Source organism: Aquitalea sp. FG25 (assembly GCF_057809375.1).
Map to the genome: position 1 here is coordinate 26765 of NZ_JBMDJV010000001.1, position 17200 is coordinate 43964.

The following is a 17200-nucleotide window of genomic DNA, read 5'->3' on the forward strand; positions in this document are numbered from 1 at the left end:
CTCAGTCTGCTGCCCGCGCCAGATAGGCCAATACCGTATCAATCACGATTTGCCGGTGAAGGCTGGCGTGTTCGGGCTGGGTGAGATCCCGCCCGAACAGGCTGGCAAAGGTGTGGCGGTTGGATACGCGGTAAAAACACAGCGAGCTGATCAGCATGTGCACGTCGATAGCGTCCGCCCGGTTGTGAAATACCTTGTCGGCAATGCCGCGCGCCAGAATGCCTTCCACCACCTCAATCACGCTGCGGTTGCGCTGGCGGATGATGTCGGAGTCGGCAATATGCCGCGCCTGGTGGATGTTTTCTATGCTCACCAACCGGCAGAAGTCCGGGTGATTGTGGTGGTAGTCGAAGGTGAAGCCGGTGAGCAAGGCCATGGCTTCACGCGGTGGCAAGCCTTCTAGCTGCAGCTGTTTTTCGATATCGCGGATTTCACCGTACACCCGCTCCAGCACGGCAATGTACAGCTCCTTCTTGCTGTGGAAGTGATACACCACCATGCGCTTGTTGGTGTTGGCCTGTTCGGCGATGTTGTCCAGCCGGGCACCGCTGAAACCATGCTGGACAAATTCGTTCTGCGCCGCATCGAGTATGCGCTGGCGCATGCCTTCCGGATCGTTCTTGCGCCGGGTGGGCGGTGGTGTGGTGGGGCAGTCTGCTGAGGTCAAAACCGGATACCAATGAAAGGAGACGTGGCAATAAAAGCAGAATCTGACCGCTTTTGATGACAGGTGTCAATCAGGCGGCAGTCGCCGGCAAGGGCGTGCTGGTTTGGGCCGGGTGGGATAGCCCCCTGTATGCCAGGCCCGCTATGTATGTTTATTTTAAATAAATATTAATCTGTGAATAAACAGATAGGAGATAACTGTGAAACACAAGACCCAATTGATGCTGCTGGCTTCTCTCTCACCACTGCTGGCTAATCTGGCGCTGGCGGATGACTCCACGGTCACTATTTATGGCCGTATCCATGCTGACTTTGAAAATACCAAATCCGGTGCGGCAACGGGCTCGTCGGCAGCCTTTACCACCAATAAGGTGCAAAACGACACCTCGCGCATCGGCTTCAAGGGGACCGAAGACCTGGGCAATGGCCTGAAAGCCATCTGGCAGGTGGAGTCCGGCGTGGCAATCGACGATGGCTCCGGCACCGGTTCCAATACCTGGGCTGGCCGTGAAAGCTTTATCGGTCTGAGCTCCAGCCAACTGGGTACCGTAAAGGCGGGTAACTTCCTGGTGGCCATTGACGACTTGCACTACATTGCCGGCAACAACTTCCAGTACGCCACCGGCATTTCCAACGATGCCACGCTGTGGGCCAATGGCGGCAGCCTGGCCAGCGGCGGTTTCGATGTGCGCGCCGGTAACTCGGTAAGCTACCAGACGCCCAAGTTCAATAATGTCACTGCGCGCATCCAGTACTCGCTCACCAGCGGTAGCGGCGGCTCGGAAACCGCCACCCATGGCGCCAGCCTGGTGTCGGCCAATCTGACTTACGACGACGGCCAGCTGCGTGTGGGTTACGGCTTCCAGCAAAACCGCGCCATGCAGCAGATGTCCAGCAACTTCTACCAGAATGGCCTGATGCATATGCTGGCCGCAGGCTACAACTTTGGCAGCATCTATGTTGGCGGCCTGGTGGAGCATGACATCCTGGACAATATCAACCTGACCGGCCACAGCCGCAGCCGCAATTACGGCAGCCTGATCGGCACGTATACCAACGGTGCCAATATCTTCTCCGCCCAGTATGGTCAGGCAGCGTCGTGGAAGGGTGCGGCAGCGGTGCAGGACAGCGGTGCCAAGATGGCTTCGCTGGCTTACAACCGGGTATTGAGCAAAACCACCCAGGTGTATGTGCTGTTTACCGAGCTGCACAATGAAGCCAACGCCACTTACGTGCTGGGCGGCAACCCCAGCGCTACTGCCGCCGGTGCTGCCAAGCAGCATTCGCTGGCAGTGGGCATGTGGAAAAACTTCTGATCCCGTTCTGACGCGCCCGACCACGGATTTGGCTTCGGCCAGATCCGTGGTTTTGCCCTGTAGCTGCCCATGTACTTGTTGCGCCGTTTTTCTGCTCCGCCTGCGCGGATCGCCTTGCTGCTGGCTGGCGCGTTCTGCATGGAAAATCTTGATGCCCATGGCGGCAGCCGGTTAGCCTCAATAGCGGCATCACGGCCTATCTGCTTACCCTTAGCCTGCTGGCGCAGTGCAATGTGTGGTAACTGCCGGGCCGCTGTTAAGTCAGTTACCGGTGCCGCGCCATTGCGGCTGCCAATATCTGTTTGGACAGACAGCAAGGGCAATGCCATGCTTCTGTCTTGGTCGCCGGGCCAGGACAGCAGAACAGGCACCGCCTGAGGGGCGGGCAGGCATAACGACAAGAAGGTTGGGTTTATGGATTTGAAACAGTTGCAGTACTTTACCTGTGTGGCAGAGCTGGGCAGCTTTACCCGCGCGTCCAATACGCTGAACATTGCCCAGCCCGCGCTCAGCCGCCAGATTCGCATGCTGGAAGTGGAGCTGCGGCAAAACCTGCTGATCCGCAACGGCAGAGGTGTGTCGATGACCGAGGCGGGCAAGGTGCTGCTGGAGCACAGCCTGGGCATTTTGCATCAGGTGGAAAGGGTGAAGGAGGAGCTGGGCAAGGTGCGTGGTGCCATGGCCGGGCATGTGGTGGTGGGTTTGCCGCCCAGCCTGCTCAAGGTGCTGGCGGTGCCGCTGACCAAAACCTTCCGCGCCCGGCTGCCCAGTGCCTCGCTGTCCATCTGCGAAGGCTTGTCGGTCACCATGCACGAGGCGCTGGTGGCCGGGCGGCTGGATGTGGCGCTGCTGTACAACGTGATTCCGTCTGCCGAAGTGGAAACCTTCCCCTTGCTGGAGGAGGAGCTGTTCCTGATGACGGCCCGCTTTGACAATGCGCCGGACAGCATCACCCTGCGTGACGTCGCCAGCACACCGCTGATTATCCCCAGTCGCCCCAATTCCATCCGCATGCTGGTGGAGTCGGAACTGGCCAATATCGGCTGCCGTCCGCACATCGAACTGGAAATCGACGGCGTGTCCGCCATTCTGGAGCTGGTGGCCGATGGCTATGGCTCGGCAGTGCTCACCCGCAGCGCGGTGGCGTCGCTGGCGGATGCCTCGCGCTTTACCGTGCGCAAGATTGTCGAGCCGGTATTGTCCAGTAAGCTGGCCATGGCCATCAGCCTGCGTCACCCCTCAACACTCACCCAGCAGCTGTTCATCGAACTGATACGCGAACATATCCGCGCGTGGCTGGGGTATTCCTCCGAAACCTGAATGCCTTAGCGCGGCTAACAACATAGCGTAACCCCCTGGGGCAAGGCGCGCCGATGCCGACAGTACAATCGGTAGGGCAAGGCGGCGCAACGCAGCAGGGTTTTTGTTAGCAGCGCTTAGGGCGGAAAGTAGCATTGTGCTGGCTATTGCAAGCATCACCGGACCCATCTTCATTCTGATCGCCCTGGGTTACTGGGTGACCTGGCGGCAGTGGTTTGCCCAAGCCAGCATTCGCGCGCTGGGGCAGTTTGTCATCACCTTTGCCTTGCCTGCGATGATATTCCGCGCGCTGACCCGGCAGTCTTTTGTCGAGGTGGTGGATCTGCACTACCTGCTGGCCTACGGCCTGGGGTCCTTGCTGGCACTGGGCCTGGGCATGTTGTTTGCCCGCGTGGTGGCCGGTCACGATATGCGCCTTAGCGCCCTGTTCGGGCTGGGCATGTCCATGTCCAACAGCGGCTTTATCGGTTTTCCCATCGTGTCGCAGCTATTGGGGGCCAAGGCGGGTATTGCACTGGCCATGACCATGCTGGTGGAAAACGCCGTGGTGTTTCCGCTGGCGCTGATTCTGCTGGAAAGCCACGATGCCAGCGGCAAGGGCTGGGGCCATCTGCTGCGCCAGGTGGGCGGGCGGCTGCTGCGCTCTCCCTTGGTGATTTCCATCAGCGCCGGGGTGTTGTGTTCGCTGGCAGGTTTGCAGCTGCCGCTGGTGTTCAGCAAGGTGCTGGAGTTGCTGGCACAGGCGTCGGTGGCCCTGTCACTGTTTGTCATCGGCGGCTCGCTGGTGGGCTTGAAGACACGCGGCATTGTGCGCAGGATCTCCCCCATCGTGGTGGGCAAGCTGTTTATGCATCCCTTGCTGATCTTCCTGCTGCTGCATTTTTTGCTGCCGGTACCGCCCTGGTTGCAGGTGGCGGCGGTGCTGTTTGCCTGCGCGCCGATGATGAGCATCTACCCCATCATGGGGCAGAAATATGGCCACGAAGGCTTGTGCGCGGCCACCTTGCTGGCAGCCACGGTGACTTCATTTTTTTCCATCAGCAGCATGCTTTGGTTACAGGGCTGAGCTAATACCGCCCTTGCGCTGGAGGGAATAAGCAATCCGGTTTTTCTTGGTTGGGAATACGGGCATGGCTTTTTAATATCCATCCCATGCGCATGGTTATGTCCTGTCATGACAGGCCGTGTTTTTATTCCCCTTGCTTTGAGAGGCTGCCAGGATGAGCTTTTATCAGGATTACAACGACAAGCTGGCCATTGAGGGCTGGAACACCCGCCCACTACAGCAGTATCAGACTTTCGACCTCAAACGCCTGTCCCCGGCACTGGGGGCGGAAATCCGGGGTGTCGATCTCAGCCAGCCACTACCGCCCGCGCAACTGGCAGAAATCCGTCAGGCCTTGACCGAACATCTGGTGCTGACCTTTCCCGGCCAGGCCATTAATGCCGAGCAACACAAGGCGTTTGGCCGTTTGTTTGGCCGACTGCACCAGCATGTGCTGGGCGACAGCACCCAGCTGACCGCACGTAGTGGCGATGCGGAAATCCTGGGCTGGAAAACCGGCCGCACCACCCGTTATACCGCTGGCGATGCCTGGCATAACGATGTTTCTTGCGATCCGCACCCCATTTGGGCTTCCTTGTTGCGCGTTACCCGCCTGCCGGAAGTGGGCGGTGGCGACACAGCGTTTGCCAACCTGTATCTGGCCTACGAATCCCTGTCCGAACCCATCAAGCAACTGCTGCAGGGGCTGACTGCCATCCATGACGGACGGGAAGGTTGGAGTAATGGCTATGGTGCCGAACCGAAACCGGGTCAGGTGTTCAATGCCAGCGAACACCCGGTGGTGGCACGGCATCCGCACAGTGGCCGCCCCTTCCTGTTTGTGAATGAAGCGTTTACCTCGCATATCGTGCAACTGAGCCGCGCCGAAAGCGCTGCGCTATTGCAGCTGCTATATCGCCATATCGAAAAGCAGCAGTCCTTCCAGGCGCGTATTCACTGGCAGCCGGACATGCTGCTGCTGTGGGACAACTGGGCCACCCAGCACCACGCCATCTGGGATTACTACCCTTTCGAGCGCTGGGGCGAGCGCGTGTCGGCCTATCTGGAGCACGGCCCGCAGCCTGCTGGCACCATCATCAGCCAGCAGTAAGCACCGCAGATTGATTGCGGGCAGTAGAAGGGCAGCACATCACCGGCTGCCCTGTTTTTATGGGCGGCCGGTTTGGTTGGTTCGGTCGCGGCTTATCTGGTCCTGGCTTGATAAGTAATGCAGTTTTACTTGGTTCACGGCGGGCCTGACGCTGCTTACAGTAAGCCCATCACGCAATCACTCCATAAAGGAAACCGGCATGACTCTGCGACTTGGCGATATCGCTCCGGACTTCAGTCAGCAATCCACCATTGGCGAGCTGCATTTTCATCAGTGGCAGGGCGACAGCTGGGCCGTGCTGTTTTCCCATCCGGCGGATTACACCCCGGTGTGCACCACCGAACTGGGTGCCACCGCCAAATTGCAGCAGGAATTTGCCCGCCGCAATGTCAAGGTGCTGGCCTTGTCGGTAGACCCGGTAGACGCCCATCATGGCTGGATTGCCGACATCAACGACACCCAGCAAACCCAAGTGAATTTCCCCATCGTGGCCGATGCCGACCGCAAGGTATCCGAGGCCTACGACCTGATTCACCCCAATGCCAGCAGCACCCACACCGTGCGCTCCTTGTTCATCATCGACCCGGCGCACAAGGTGCGGCTGATCATTACCTACCCGGCCAGTACCGGTCGCAATTTTGCTGAAATCCTGCGGGTGATTGATTCCCTGCAACTGACCGATCACCACAGCGTGGCCACGCCGGCCAACTGGCAGCAGGGTGAAGAAGTGGTGATCGTGCCGTCATTGCAGGATGAAGCGCTGATCCGTGAAAAATTTCCCCAGGGTTACCGTGCGCTACGGCCCTATCTGCGCCTGACAGCGCAGCCGGTTTGATGTGTTGTCCGTTGTACCGTTGTCTCTGTTTCTCCTTCTTGCATGTCTCTTCTTCTTGCCGGGTCTCGCGATCCGGCATTTTTTTATCTGCAGAATGCAGTCAGGGTCGGAACGGGGGGTAAATATCGGAAAATGATGCTGGGCAGCAGGCGCGGTGGCAGCGGCATGCCTTGCTTGCATGTTGGCATGAGGCGGGTGCCTGTCTCAGCTCCCCTGGGCTGAATGCTGCGTATTTGGCTTGACCTGCCAGCTGTGGCGGAGGGGCAGTCAATATGTGCTAAGCATTTTCATCAATTGACTGAATGGATTTAGGCAGGAAAACTCTGGTGGATCTAATGCTTTTGCCTTAGTCCGACAGGTTTAAGGCCATGTGACGGATGTTGATTCCGTCATGGTTAATAGAAAATTCCCTGTATTAAGTAGTCTGATACCTGTCTAAATCATCATACATTGCGGAATATGTTAAAAAACTTGTACCGTTTTGTTTGATATGGAGTGGACGCGGCCAAGTCGAATGGCCGATACTTTGATATCTCGAGGCTGCACGTTGCAAACCCGCTGGTTGTTTTCTTGAATGCCGGACTTTTACTGAAGCAGGAACAAGCGTTGGACGCTGAATCTCCCAATATTGAAGCAATGCTGGATCTGGCATACCAACTGGTGTTGTGTCAGCTGGAGGCGGATGTCTATCGCGCCAAGCAAGACATCCGTGAAATGGTGGTGCCGATCAAAATCCTGCTGCTAAAGGAAATGGAGCAGGATACGCAGATCTGCGGGCTGGACGATTTTTAGTCCCACGCTGGCGGTATTTCCCTGCTTGCGTTTCTGCTCAGTTATTTCCTAATGCCCGGCCCCTGCAGCTTGTGCGGCAGGGGCCGATCTTTTGGTCTCGTGATTCCTGACAGATGGCCCCCATTAGCGCATGGTTATGGTCCGGCAGTGCCGACAGCTACCTGGGCGGTGCGTGCCGAGGCCTGTTTCCTGCGGCGTGCCAGCCACTGGTAAACGCCCGAGCCCCCCAGCAGTGTCAGCAGCAGGCCGCCAACAGCGGTTATCACGCGCTGGGTGTTACCGGCAAAGCTGCCATCATGCAGCACCAGTGCCCAACTGCTGATGCGCCTCCACGGATTGCTGGTTTCCGTGTGCTCGATACGCAACAGCTTGCCCTGATAGGGGTCGGTCAGTACCAGCGTACTGCCATTTGGGTGCATCTCCCCGGGCATTTTCAGGCGCATTTCCACGGCCTTGTCTGATCTGGCGCTGATGTTGATGCTGCTTATCCTGCCTGCGGGTAGCCGGGTTCGGACAAGCTGAACCAGGGCATCCAGCGACAGGCGCTCCCCGGATACCTGAATGAGCTTGTCCTGGCCGGGCCTGCCGTGTTTGGCGGGAGCCAGCCAGTTGCGCAAGGGCTGATTGAAGGCAAGGACCATGCCGCTTAGCGTGCTGAGCAAGAGCAGCAGCAAGATGGCGGCACCGCATGTGCGGTGCAGGTCCGCTACCAGAATGGCCAGGCCCTTGTCACGACGCACGCGCCAGGCCTTGCTCCAGTTTTTGGGCCACCAGTGAATGATGCCGCTTGCCAAAACCAGCGTAATCAGCAAACCAGCCACACCCACCCAGACCTTGCCATCTGTCAGCAGCAGCCGGGCGTGCAAGTCGTGCAGCCAGCGCCAGCCATCCGCGCTGCCATCCTGTTGCCGCAGGATGCGACCGCTGACCGGGTCCAGCCACAGCATGACATCATCACGGCCCTTGCTGCGCAGGCGGGCTTGAATACTGTCCCGGCTGTTTTCTGGTAGGCGCAGGCTGATGTCGGTATGCGGGTAGCTGGCCCTGGCTGCCGCATAGCCTGCCTGGTAGCTGATTGGTGTTGTCAGGGTGGGCATGCCAGAGGGGGAAACATCTGTTTGCAGTTCCGCCCGAAAAACCAGCAAGCTGCCGCTGATGCCCAGGGTGATGGCCAGCAAGGCTGCACCCAGGCCCAGATAGCGGTGCAGCAAGATGATGAAGCGTTTCAAGATGGTATTCCGATGCTGTCTGTATGCCGTGTCAGAACGTCAGGCTGGCCTTGACCAGCAGTTCACGCGGATCGCCAAAGCGCACCGTGGACACGCTGCCGCTGCTGCTGCTTGTCGTGGTGCCGGTGCTGGATGCGTAATAGGTTTTGTCGAACACGTTTTTCAGGTTGGCCTGGATTTCCAGCTTTTGGCCGCGCAGACGGGTTTGCCAGGCGATGAAGGCATCGGTCACGTAATAGGACGGCAGCTGGAAGGAGTTGGCTGCATCGCCCTGACGTTCCCCCACATAGCGGGTGCCACCGCCGATGCGCCAGTTATTGCCAAACATATCCTTACCCAGATCGTAAGCCAGGTTGACGCTACCGCTGTGCTTGGGCACGTTGAACAGCTGCTTGCCGGCATAGACCGGGTCGTCGGTCACCACGGCATTGGTGTAGGCCCAGGCCAGGGTCAGTGACAGCCTGCGGGTGAGTTCACCGCTGACGTCCAGTTCCACCCCTTGCGAGCGCACCTTGCCCATGGCCTTGTCAATGCCATCGGTATCGGTGGCCACGACATTGGTTTTTTCGATATGAAACACCGCTGCGGTGGCGGTGATGCCGCTTTGCTCCAGCTTGAGGCCGGCTTCATGCGACACGCCGCGTTCCGGCGCGAAGCTCTGGCCATCGCTGGCGGCGTTAGGGACAAAGGACTCGCTATAGCTGCCATACAGTGACCAGTGCGGGTCCAGCTTGTAGATCAGGCCAAACTGGGGCAGAGCGGTGTAGCCGTCGCTGCGATCGCTCACCACATACGGACGGCCCACGCCGTCTTCCTGACGGTAATGCTGGTAGCGCAAGCCATAGGTAGTGCGCCATTGCGGCGACAGTTCCCAGTTGTCCATCAGCAGCAGGGATTGGGTGTTGATGTTGCTGCGGCTGTCGCTTTGGGCGGCGCTTAGCGTGGTATTGGCCGCGCTTAGTACGCCATAAACCGGATTATTTACATTGAGCTGGGTGGCGCTGCTGGCACTGCCACGGAAGGTGGCTGCCCGCAGCTCGCGCAACTGGGTAACATCCAGGCCGATAACGGGCTTGTGGTTCTGGCCCAGGATGGTCAGATCGCCCTGCAGCTTGCCGGAGAAGGCCAGCGTGCTGTTGTTCACCACATTGCCATCCAGGCGACGGGTGAGAATGCCGGTGCGGGCATTGTAGGCCGTGGCACGGGTTTCGTAGTTGCTGTAGCTGATTTCATTCCAGGCCAGCCGGGTGTCCAGGCTCCACTGACTACTCAGCACCCTGCTATAGCTGATGTTTGCAGCCTGGGTGTGGCCCTGGGCAACGTCCAGCGTATCGCCCAGCCGTGTTTCGCGCGCGATATTCAGCGGCTTGCCATTGTAAAACACTGCGCCTCTGTCCCACGGCGTAGAAAAGTCGGTGTACTGGTAACTCAGCAACAGCTTGCTGCGGTCATCACTCCAGGCCAGGGATGGCGCAATCATGCTGCGCTTGGTGCTGCCAAAGTTACGCCAGTAGTCGGTGTCCTGCTTGTCGGCAATCAGGCGGTAGGCAAAGTTGGAATCCCCCACCGGGCCGGTGGTATCCAGTGTGGCAGAGCCGCCGCCAAAGCTGGAGCTTTGCGCACTGAGCGTGGTTTTGGGGGAGTTTTCCGGTTTTTTGCTGATGACATTGATCACGCCGCCTGGCTCCTGAATGCCATACAGCAAGGAGGCCGGGCCTTTCAGCACTTCTACGCTTTCCGTTGTTGCATCGAAATTGCTCATCAAGTAGGAGCGCACCCCGTCACGCAGAATGCTTCCGTCATTGCGTTCGCCAAAGCCACGGCGGATAAAGCTGTCCTGGATACCTGCCAGCGTATTGCTTTCCACCACGCCGCTAATCGTGCTGACTGCCTCGGCTAGTGTTTTTACCTGTTTGTCGGCGATGGTTTGCGGCGTGACGCTTTGTACGGCTTGCGGGGTATCCAGTGTGCTTTGGGCGTAACCTGCCACGCTGGTGGAGCGGGTTTGGTAACTGTGTGCCGGCTGGCTGTCGGTGGTGGCGCTGACGGATACCGTTTCTAGTGTGACGGTGTCGTCGGCTTTGGCGGTAAGTGGAATCAGGATGAGCAGAGAGGTGGAGAGTAGATGTGCAGGTTTCATGACTAAATATTATTATAAATGATAATCATTATCATACATGCTTTTGCAAAAGCGGGGTAGTGTGTATTCCTCAGAGTCATCAGGCCAAGCTGGTTACGGCAGCAGGGATAAACCTTGCCAAGAGACGGCTAGTACTGTCAGAAGCCTGGCTTGGCATCGGCAGGCTTGGTCGGGAAGCGCAGAAGGGGGTGGGTGTAGAGCTTTGATTTTATTGAAATATTTGGTGAGAAAATTTATATGTTTTCTTGCGGGGCTTTATTGATAACAAGGACATGATTTTTGGTGTAATCACTGACAATTATTTACCTGGACATCGCCCCGATGACTGCAATTTTTCGAGCGGGGTAGATCAAGATTTCTATTTATTCTTATGGCATTGCCATTGGGTTTTAATTATTTAAAATAAATGGTGGGTGCAGTAAAGATGTATCAATCAGCTTATTCAAGATACCGGTAAGTCGCCATCATTGCTTGGCTGCGGCAGCTATCCCTGGTGGGTAAAATTGTGCAAGTAATCAAGCCGGTCTAAGCAGTGAAGCTAGTATGGTGCATTCATCACTGCCTTGGCGGATACATGAAGCAAAATCCGATCTGTGCCGTTGTATTGGCTTTGCTGCTGGCTGCCAGCCCCTTACTCTGCGCATCGACCTTTCTTGGTGATAGCAGCATGTTTTCCGTTGATGCGTCCGGGCTGAGTATCTACACCTCCAGCATGGGCGCTGGCCATCCATACTATGCTGGACATTATCAGGTAAAGGACATTGCCTATCAGGGGGCGGGGCAATACCGCATGGTTCTGGCATGCGCAGCACCCTGTATTGAGCTGACGCTGCCGGTAACAAGCGCCGAGGTGAAACAGCTCAGGCCCGGTGATGGTGTGCATGCCAGCCCCATGCGGTATGGCGTCGCGTTCAATATGGACCGAACCGGCGTTGTTATCGCGCTGCTGGTAAGTCCCGCCTGGGTCGGTGAAATGCAGCCGGTGCGCGTGATGTAGTCATTGCCAATGACGGGCCGGGATGTCTGGTGGTAAAGGTTTGCGGCGGGGGTGTTTAAATCAAGCATTGTTCAGGGATCAATCTGCCGCCATCGGCGGCAGATTGTCTGCCCGTATTTATAGCTGGCGCATGTATTTGAAGCGGATATCAATGAACTTGCGGCGCCAGTTGAATAGATCTTCCAGTGTCATATTGTAGGGCTTGATGACACAGCCTTCCTGATGGGCGCGCACGGGTTCGCGCCATAAATTGCTGGTGTCAATGCCATCAATAAATAGATTGTCCCGAACGCATTGATCAAATATTGGTGTTCCGGGAAAGGGAATGAGCGCGCCAACCCAGTTTCTATCCAGTTGTAGCTCATCAATCATGTCCATGGTTTCCTGCAGCGTCTCGTTGGTGTCTTCCGGGAAGCCCATGATCCAGTTCCCTGCCAGGCTGACACGATGTTTTTTCAGGTCCTCCACAACCTGATAAATGGTATCCCGCTTCAGCCCCTTCTTGATGACCGTATTGCGGATATATTCCGAACCGTGTTCGGGTGCCAGCAGTGCAGATGTCATCCCGGCGGCCACCATGGCATCGATGACTTCTGCTTTCAGGCTGTTCATCCCTAATCCCCCGGCGGTGGTGAACTGGATATCCAGCCCGCGACGGAGAATTTCATTGCAGATGCCAAGAATATGTTTATTGTCTACGGTCAGGTTGTCATCCATGAAGGTAAAAAAACGCTGCCCTTTTTCATTGACAAGAAACTCCAGCTCATCAACAAATCGCTGCGGCGAACGGCGTCTTAACTTTCTTCCCTGCACAATATACATGTCGCAGAAGGTACATTTGAATGGACAGCCGCGTTCTGATATGACGGGGACCACATTCTTGATGTCATGGTTCTTGAAGTTGGAGTAGTTGCCAAGGTCCATTTCAAATTCGGTGAAATCCACCATGTCCCAGGCTTGCATGGGGAGATCTTCGTAGTTGATCCATTCCCGTTCCTGGTTTACATGCACCGCGCCATCCTGGTCGCGGAAGGCAAATGATTTAATCTCGCGCAAATTTCCCAGCGTACCGCTGGCAATACGCTTGGCCATTTCCACCATTTGCGGTTCGCCTTCGCCAAGTGCGATGTAGTCGAAGTCATGGCAGAAACTGAGGATTTCCTTGGGGTAGGTGGTGGCGTGAATACCGCCGGTCATGATTTTCAGGCTGGGATCGGTCTGCTTTACTGTCCGGGCATAATCCATGGCAGTTTGCATGAAACCGGAAAACAGAAAGGATATGCCGACAAAGCCGGGTTTTTCCCGCTGGATTGTCTCGATGATGCGCTCATGACAGTAACGGGTCGGTTCGGGCTGCTGGTGGGTCCGTTTGCTGTTGAGATCCAGCAATACCGGTTCGTGTCCGGCTGCGCGCAGCACCGATGCCAGGCTTAGCAGGGCTGCAGATGGAAGAAAGTCGTTACGCTTGATGCTAGGGTCATCAAGGTAGGGGCAGATCAGCAGTACTTTCAAAAGTGCTCTCCCATCTGAATTCTTGTCGGTGTGTCAAAGTATCCGGTTGCGCCGGATTTATGCAAAGTACATCGGTTCGGCGGCATGGGTAGCTGCGCCTATTGTCACCGGCTCGGCAAAATTGATGGCGACGGCCGGTTTGCAAGCGTTGAGTGCGACGATGTCAATCTTTGTAAGGATATATTAAATGGCGAGCTTGGTGAAAATTGAAATTCATGGCATGCACTACTGGTGCAATGCACGGTACTGGGTTTGCCATGTATATATTAATCAGCGTTTTATGAAATGCGCGTGACCTGTTGCTGCCATGCTTATCTCGTCCTTGTAATGACTTGATTTTTGATGAAGATGAATTTTTGATGACAAGTATGGCGGATATTTCACTGGTGGCGGTGATGCTACGCTTTGTTATCTGCCATATTTGTGCATGAGCTGTTCGACAACGCCATCTTGTTTCATGCGGCTGAATGCGGCAGCAATCTTGGCGGCGGTTTCTGCCGGAAATCGTGGCCCGGATGCAATCCAGCTTTGGCTGCTGTAAACCACATCACCTTCTACCGGTAGTGCTCCGGTTTGTTGCAGATAGATGGATTTGAAGGTGATGGATGCGCCAAGGAAACTGCCGATACGCCCGGCTTTGAGCATTTTGGCCATTTCAGCCAACTGGCTTTGTTCCATCTGTTGCGGGGTGATGCCTTGCCGGGTCAGCCAACTGATGATGCTGGAGCCACTGCGCACACCAATCCGCCCTGCGGCAGCGGCCTGCTGCACGGAGTGGTAGGGCGGGGCCCCGTCTTTGCTGAAGAATTTGAAATCCGTGGTGTTGGTGATGGCAATCCAGCGGAATAAAGCCTCGCGTTCTGGTGTGCGGGCAAAGTAGATGATGACCGCATTGGGGTGGTCAATGACTTCGCGCATGGCGCGATTCCACGGGCGAATTTTCGTTCGCGGAATATAACCTGCCCGGCGTATGGCTTCGCTGCCAATTTCAATCATCATGCCCGGTGTTGGGTCGCCTGGCCGGTTGCAGATATTGGGCAGATAGTCACATTCAAGATCGATGATCCTGTCGGGTTCTGATGCGTGCGCAAGGCATGGCATCAACAGCAGTATTGATAACAGTCTGTATGGCAGGGCAGCCATGAGGTGGTGCTCCTTTGCGGCGGCAATCTCTTTTGTTTTCTTTATAAATGCCAGACACCTGTTTGTGTGGAGAAATAACCTGGCCGGGGTGAATTAACTATGTCCATCCATGCAATGCGCGTTAAAGCGCAGACAGTGGCGAGGGCGTGGTGTGGGGCTTGACGAGCGATGCACACCGCCTTGAAGTGAAGCCGCGCCAAGGCGGCGCAACGTTGAGGCATGGGTTTTGTCAGCAGATTTAACAATGTCCGAGCTGGCCAGACGATGTGTGAGGCGCTGGTGTTGCTTGGCCGATGGCTAGCTTAACCATGCGCTGACCCCGCCATGGCGAGAGCAGGTACCGCGATGGTGTTGGCTGAAACTGTAGCTGCCATCGCGGCATTTTGCGGTAGCGCCGCGTGGGGTTTGGCCAGATTTGCTGTGAGCCGGGCGGTGTACGGTGTTGCCGTCCTTGTTGGTATAGCTGCCATGTTCGATTAACTGGGCTTCTGCCGGCTGGTCATTGACTTGGGCTGGGGTTTTGGCAAACAGGGGTTGCCAGCTGAGAGTGGCGAGCAGGAACAGGGCGGCACGTTGCATGATGACACTTTCTTGGTAATGGCCAAGTATGACATGTAAGTAATATCATGTTCCAGCGGTGCTTAAAAAAAGGTTGCCGCTCATTGTCCGGCAAGAAGGGCAATCCACACTTTATCTGCAGAAGGCGTGTGTTGATGTCAATCCAGAAAGCAAAGGTAACAAGCCCGTCGGCATGCACCGGTTTTGATATTTTGCTGAAACTGTGGGCGGTGGCGGCGCTGTGTGCTGCCGTGTCACATATTGTCCTGCCTGAGTGGACTGCTGCAGGAACAAGCTGGGCCATGTCTGCACACTGGCAGCGCGAAATTGCCTTTTTCGACCTGTTTATCGCCAGTGTCTTCGGCTGGACAGCCCGGCAGCCGGATCTGCGCATCAAGCGCAATGTCACCTTGCTGCTCTGTGGCTTGTCATTGCTGCTGGGGGAAAATCATCTGGAAGGCTGGCTTGCCGCGCCCAAGGTTTTTCATGTGCTGTTTACCTTGGGGAATGGACTGGCGGTGCTGTGGGGCGTACTGGCCTGCTGGAACGTACGGACACTGGTACCGCCACCATGGCAGGGCAAGGTGCCGGCCCGGCAGCAAAGGCTGTGAAGGCCGGCAGGGCTTTGCCACCGGTTCAGGCGATACAGCAGCAACAGCAATGGGGCTGGCTTATGGCTCCAGCACGTAGCTGCCCGGTGCGTCGGCCAGTGCCGGGTACTGGCGGCTGCTGACCGCAGGGGCTTTGGCCAGTGCGCCCGATTGTGGTTTCAGCCATTGCATCCAGTCCTCCCACCAACTGCCAGCATGGTGTTCTGCGGTTTGTTTCCAGTGTTCCGGGCTTTGGTGACGTTCTACCGGGCCCACCCAGAATGCCCGTTTGGGTGGACTGACCGGCGGGTTGACAATGCCGAGGATGTGACCAGAAGTAGACAGCACGAAGCGCTTGTCACCGCTGATCAGGTGATTGAGCCGGAAGGACTGCTTCCATGGTGCGATATGGTCATCCACGGCGGCAACCTCATACACCGGCTGGGTGATGTTTTCCAGATTGATATCATGCCCGGCAATGTTCAGCGCATTGGGTTTGATCAGATTGTTGTGCAAGTAAAACTGGCGCAGATACCAGGAGTGCATGGTAGCGGGCATGCGGGTTGTGTCCATATTCCAGTACAGCACATCAAAGGCCGACAGTTTCTCGCCGTAGAGCCAGCCGTGAACCACGTAATTCCAGATCAGACTATTGGGGCGCAGCATGCGGAAGGACATGGCCATGTCCTTGCCATCCAGATAGCCGGTTTCGGCCATTTTTCCATCCAGCCAATCCAGCGTGGCCGGGTCGATGAATACTTCGATATCACCAGGGCTGTGGTAGTCCACCAGGGTGGCAAAAAAGGTGGCGCTGGCGACGGGGTTGATGCTGGCTGCGTACTCCTGGCTGCTCCATGCCAGCCATGTGGCCAGCATGGCTCCGCCTATGCAGTAGCCTACGGCATTGACCTGGGACTGGCCGGACAACGCACGAGCTACCCGGAATGCCTGATCCAGCCCGTCTTGCAGATATTGGTCAAACGTGGTGCTGGCCTGTTCGGCTCCGGGGTTGCGCCAACTGATGATGTAGGTATCCAGCCCTTGCTCCAGCAGATAGCGGATCAAGCTCTTTTTGGGGGTCAGGTCCAGTACGTAAAACTTGTTGATGCAGGGCGGCACAATCACCACCGGGACCTGATGCACGGCCTTGGCGGTGGGGGTGTAATGAATCAGCTCGAACAGCTCATTGCGGAACACGACCTTGCCTGGGGTGATGCCCAGGTTTTCCCCTACCTTGAATTCCTCGGTACTACTCATGCGTACCGTGCCCAGCTTGGCGTCTTCCAAAAAGTTCTGCCAGCCCAGCTTTATGCTTTCGCCATTGCTTTCCACGGCGCGACGCATGGCAACTGGATTGGTCCAGAAAAAATTGCTGGGGGAGAGCGCATTCAGCCAGTTACGACACCAGAAAGCAGCCTGTCGTTTGGCCTGCACCGACTGTCCAGGGGTGTCGTACAGCATGTCCTGAATGTGGTGGGTGAGAATCAGATACCACTGTTTGGCAACGTCGAACGACACACTGTCCGACCATTCCGGCTCTGCAAAACGGGTGTCTTCAGGATGGGCTTCTTCTACCTCCGGCCCCTGAATGCCCCAGCAGTGGCGGGCGGCATACTGTTGCAGGTCAAACAGCTTCTGCGTCAGCAATACATTGGATTCGGCAAGCTTGCCGGGATGGCATAGCCAGGCCAACTGGGTGTGGATGGCGGATTTGCCAATACCAAATGGGTCACAGATGTTTTCCAGCATATTGCCAAAATGCTGTGCATTCTCAAAAGTATCGATAAACCAAGACTGCTCTGCTGCCGGTTTTGTCATGAAGATCTCCCGAAGACATGCATCTGAAATGAATGTCTCAAGCATAGCGCACACTGTCTGCAAGAATTGGTCTTTACCGGCTTTGTTTGATGCAAGGCTGACTTTTTGGCGGGCCATGCCGCATTGCA

15 protein-coding genes are annotated in these 17200 nt (G+C 56.5%); 8 read left to right on the top strand and 7 right to left on the bottom strand.

Annotated elements, in window-relative coordinates; all coding sequences use genetic code 11:
• Nucleotide 1: 1 nt before the first annotated feature.
• On the bottom strand, nucleotides 2-667 hold the full coding sequence (locus ACODR9_RS00130) for a TetR family transcriptional regulator (RefSeq protein WP_488806974.1): 666 nt from the start codon (nucleotides 665-667) through the stop codon (nucleotides 2-4).
• Between the two features lie 199 nt (nucleotides 668-866).
• Here ACODR9_RS00130 and ACODR9_RS00135 point away from each other — a divergent pair, with 199 nt between their 5' ends.
• The 6 genes from ACODR9_RS00135 (at nucleotide 867) to ACODR9_RS00160 (ending at nucleotide 7085) form a co-directional block, all read left to right on the top strand.
• A complete protein-coding gene (locus ACODR9_RS00135) occupies nucleotides 867-1982 on the top strand; it encodes a porin (protein WP_488806975.1) in 1116 nt (371 codons plus the stop codon).
• Between the two features lie 414 nt (nucleotides 1983-2396).
• Nucleotides 2397-3302, top strand: a complete 906-nt coding sequence (locus ACODR9_RS00140) for a LysR substrate-binding domain-containing protein (RefSeq protein WP_488806976.1) — start codon at nucleotides 2397-2399, stop codon at nucleotides 3300-3302.
• A 136-nt stretch (nucleotides 3303-3438) separates the two neighbouring features.
• Nucleotides 3439-4368: an AEC family transporter gene (locus ACODR9_RS00145; RefSeq protein WP_488806977.1), complete on the top strand. Its 930-nt coding sequence runs from the start codon at nucleotides 3439-3441 to the stop codon at nucleotides 4366-4368.
• Between the two features lie 154 nt (nucleotides 4369-4522).
• Nucleotides 4523-5458, top strand: a complete 936-nt coding sequence (locus ACODR9_RS00150; RefSeq protein WP_488806978.1) for a TauD/TfdA dioxygenase family protein — start codon at nucleotides 4523-4525, stop codon at nucleotides 5456-5458.
• A gap of 199 nt (nucleotides 5459-5657) precedes the next feature.
• On the top strand, nucleotides 5658-6293 hold the full coding sequence (locus tag ACODR9_RS00155; protein WP_488806979.1) for a peroxiredoxin: 636 nt from the start codon (nucleotides 5658-5660) through the stop codon (nucleotides 6291-6293).
• A 495-nt stretch (nucleotides 6294-6788) separates the two neighbouring features.
• Nucleotides 6789-7085 carry a hypothetical protein gene (locus ACODR9_RS00160; RefSeq protein ID WP_488806980.1) on the top strand — a complete coding sequence of 99 codons (297 nt, stop codon included), beginning with the start codon at nucleotides 6789-6791 and terminating at the stop codon, nucleotides 7083-7085.
• A 134-nt stretch (nucleotides 7086-7219) separates the two neighbouring features.
• On the opposite strand, the gene ACODR9_RS00165 is transcribed toward ACODR9_RS00160, so the two are convergent.
• Together ACODR9_RS00165 and ACODR9_RS00170 are read right to left on the bottom strand one after the other, a co-directional pair.
• Nucleotides 7220-8314 carry a PepSY-associated TM helix domain-containing protein gene (locus ACODR9_RS00165; RefSeq protein WP_488806982.1) on the bottom strand — a complete coding sequence of 365 codons (1095 nt, stop codon included), beginning with the start codon at nucleotides 8312-8314 and terminating at the stop codon, nucleotides 7220-7222.
• A 31-nt stretch (nucleotides 8315-8345) separates the two neighbouring features.
• Nucleotides 8346-10454 (bottom strand): TonB-dependent siderophore receptor, encoded by a 2109-nt coding sequence (locus ACODR9_RS00170; protein WP_488806983.1) that lies wholly within the window; start codon nucleotides 10452-10454, stop codon nucleotides 8346-8348.
• Nucleotides 10455-11028: 574 nt separating this feature from the next.
• On the opposite strand from ACODR9_RS00170, the gene ACODR9_RS00175 reads away from it, so the two are divergent.
• Nucleotides 11029-11451 carry a hypothetical protein gene (locus ACODR9_RS00175; RefSeq protein WP_488806984.1) on the top strand — a complete coding sequence of 141 codons (423 nt, stop codon included), beginning with the start codon at nucleotides 11029-11031 and terminating at the stop codon, nucleotides 11449-11451.
• A gap of 117 nt (nucleotides 11452-11568) precedes the next feature.
• Here the strand turns inward: ACODR9_RS00175 and ACODR9_RS00180 are convergent, their stop codons facing one another.
• The 3 genes from ACODR9_RS00180 to ACODR9_RS00190 all read right to left on the bottom strand — a co-directional run bounded on the left by ACODR9_RS00180 (nucleotide 11569) and on the right by ACODR9_RS00190 (nucleotide 14685).
• A complete protein-coding gene (locus ACODR9_RS00180; protein ID WP_488806985.1) occupies nucleotides 11569-12963 on the bottom strand; it encodes a B12-binding domain-containing radical SAM protein in 1395 nt (464 codons plus the stop codon).
• A gap of 408 nt (nucleotides 12964-13371) precedes the next feature.
• On the bottom strand, nucleotides 13372-13881 hold the full coding sequence (locus ACODR9_RS00185; RefSeq protein ID WP_488806986.1) for a hypothetical protein: 510 nt from the start codon (nucleotides 13879-13881) through the stop codon (nucleotides 13372-13374).
• A 522-nt stretch (nucleotides 13882-14403) separates the two neighbouring features.
• Nucleotides 14404-14685: a DUF3761 domain-containing protein gene (locus tag ACODR9_RS00190; protein ID WP_488806987.1), complete on the bottom strand. Its 282-nt coding sequence runs from the start codon at nucleotides 14683-14685 to the stop codon at nucleotides 14404-14406.
• A gap of 134 nt (nucleotides 14686-14819) precedes the next feature.
• Between ACODR9_RS00190 and ACODR9_RS00195 the strand changes: the two genes are divergently transcribed.
• The gene (locus ACODR9_RS00195; protein WP_488806988.1) at nucleotides 14820-15275 is read left to right on the top strand and encodes a hypothetical protein; all 456 of its coding nucleotides are present in this window, start codon (nucleotides 14820-14822) and stop codon (nucleotides 15273-15275) included.
• A gap of 60 nt (nucleotides 15276-15335) precedes the next feature.
• On the opposite strand, the gene ACODR9_RS00200 is transcribed toward ACODR9_RS00195, so the two are convergent.
• Nucleotides 15336-17072: a PHA/PHB synthase family protein gene (locus tag ACODR9_RS00200; protein WP_488806989.1), complete on the bottom strand. Its 1737-nt coding sequence runs from the start codon at nucleotides 17070-17072 to the stop codon at nucleotides 15336-15338.
• Nucleotides 17073-17200 lie beyond the last annotated feature (128 nt).

Excerpts from the sequence above, each read along its gene's own strand:
- ACODR9_RS00185 (WP_488806986.1), bottom strand. The coding sequence starts at position 13,881 with ATGCGCGAAGTCATTGACCACCCCAATGCGGTCATCATCTACTTTGCC.
- ACODR9_RS00175 (WP_488806984.1), top strand. The coding sequence starts at position 11,029 with ATGAAGCAAAATCCGATCTGTGCCGTTGTATTGGCTTTGCTGCTGGCT.
- ACODR9_RS00140 (WP_488806976.1), top strand. The coding sequence starts at position 2,397 with ATGGATTTGAAACAGTTGCAGTACTTTACCTGTGTGGCAGAGCTGGGC.
- ACODR9_RS00200 (WP_488806989.1), bottom strand. The coding sequence starts at position 17,072 with ATGACAAAACCGGCAGCAGAGCAGTCTTGGTTTATCGATACTTTTGAG.
- ACODR9_RS00150 (WP_488806978.1), top strand. The coding sequence starts at position 4,523 with ATGAGCTTTTATCAGGATTACAACGACAAGCTGGCCATTGAGGGCTGG.
- ACODR9_RS00195 (WP_488806988.1), top strand. The coding sequence starts at position 14,820 with ATGTCAATCCAGAAAGCAAAGGTAACAAGCCCGTCGGCATGCACCGGT.
- ACODR9_RS00190 (WP_488806987.1), bottom strand. The coding sequence starts at position 14,685 with ATGCAACGTGCCGCCCTGTTCCTGCTCGCCACTCTCAGCTGGCAACCC.
- ACODR9_RS00155 (WP_488806979.1), top strand. The coding sequence starts at position 5,658 with ATGACTCTGCGACTTGGCGATATCGCTCCGGACTTCAGTCAGCAATCC.
- ACODR9_RS00170 (WP_488806983.1), bottom strand. The coding sequence starts at position 10,454 with ATGAAACCTGCACATCTACTCTCCACCTCTCTGCTCATCCTGATTCCA.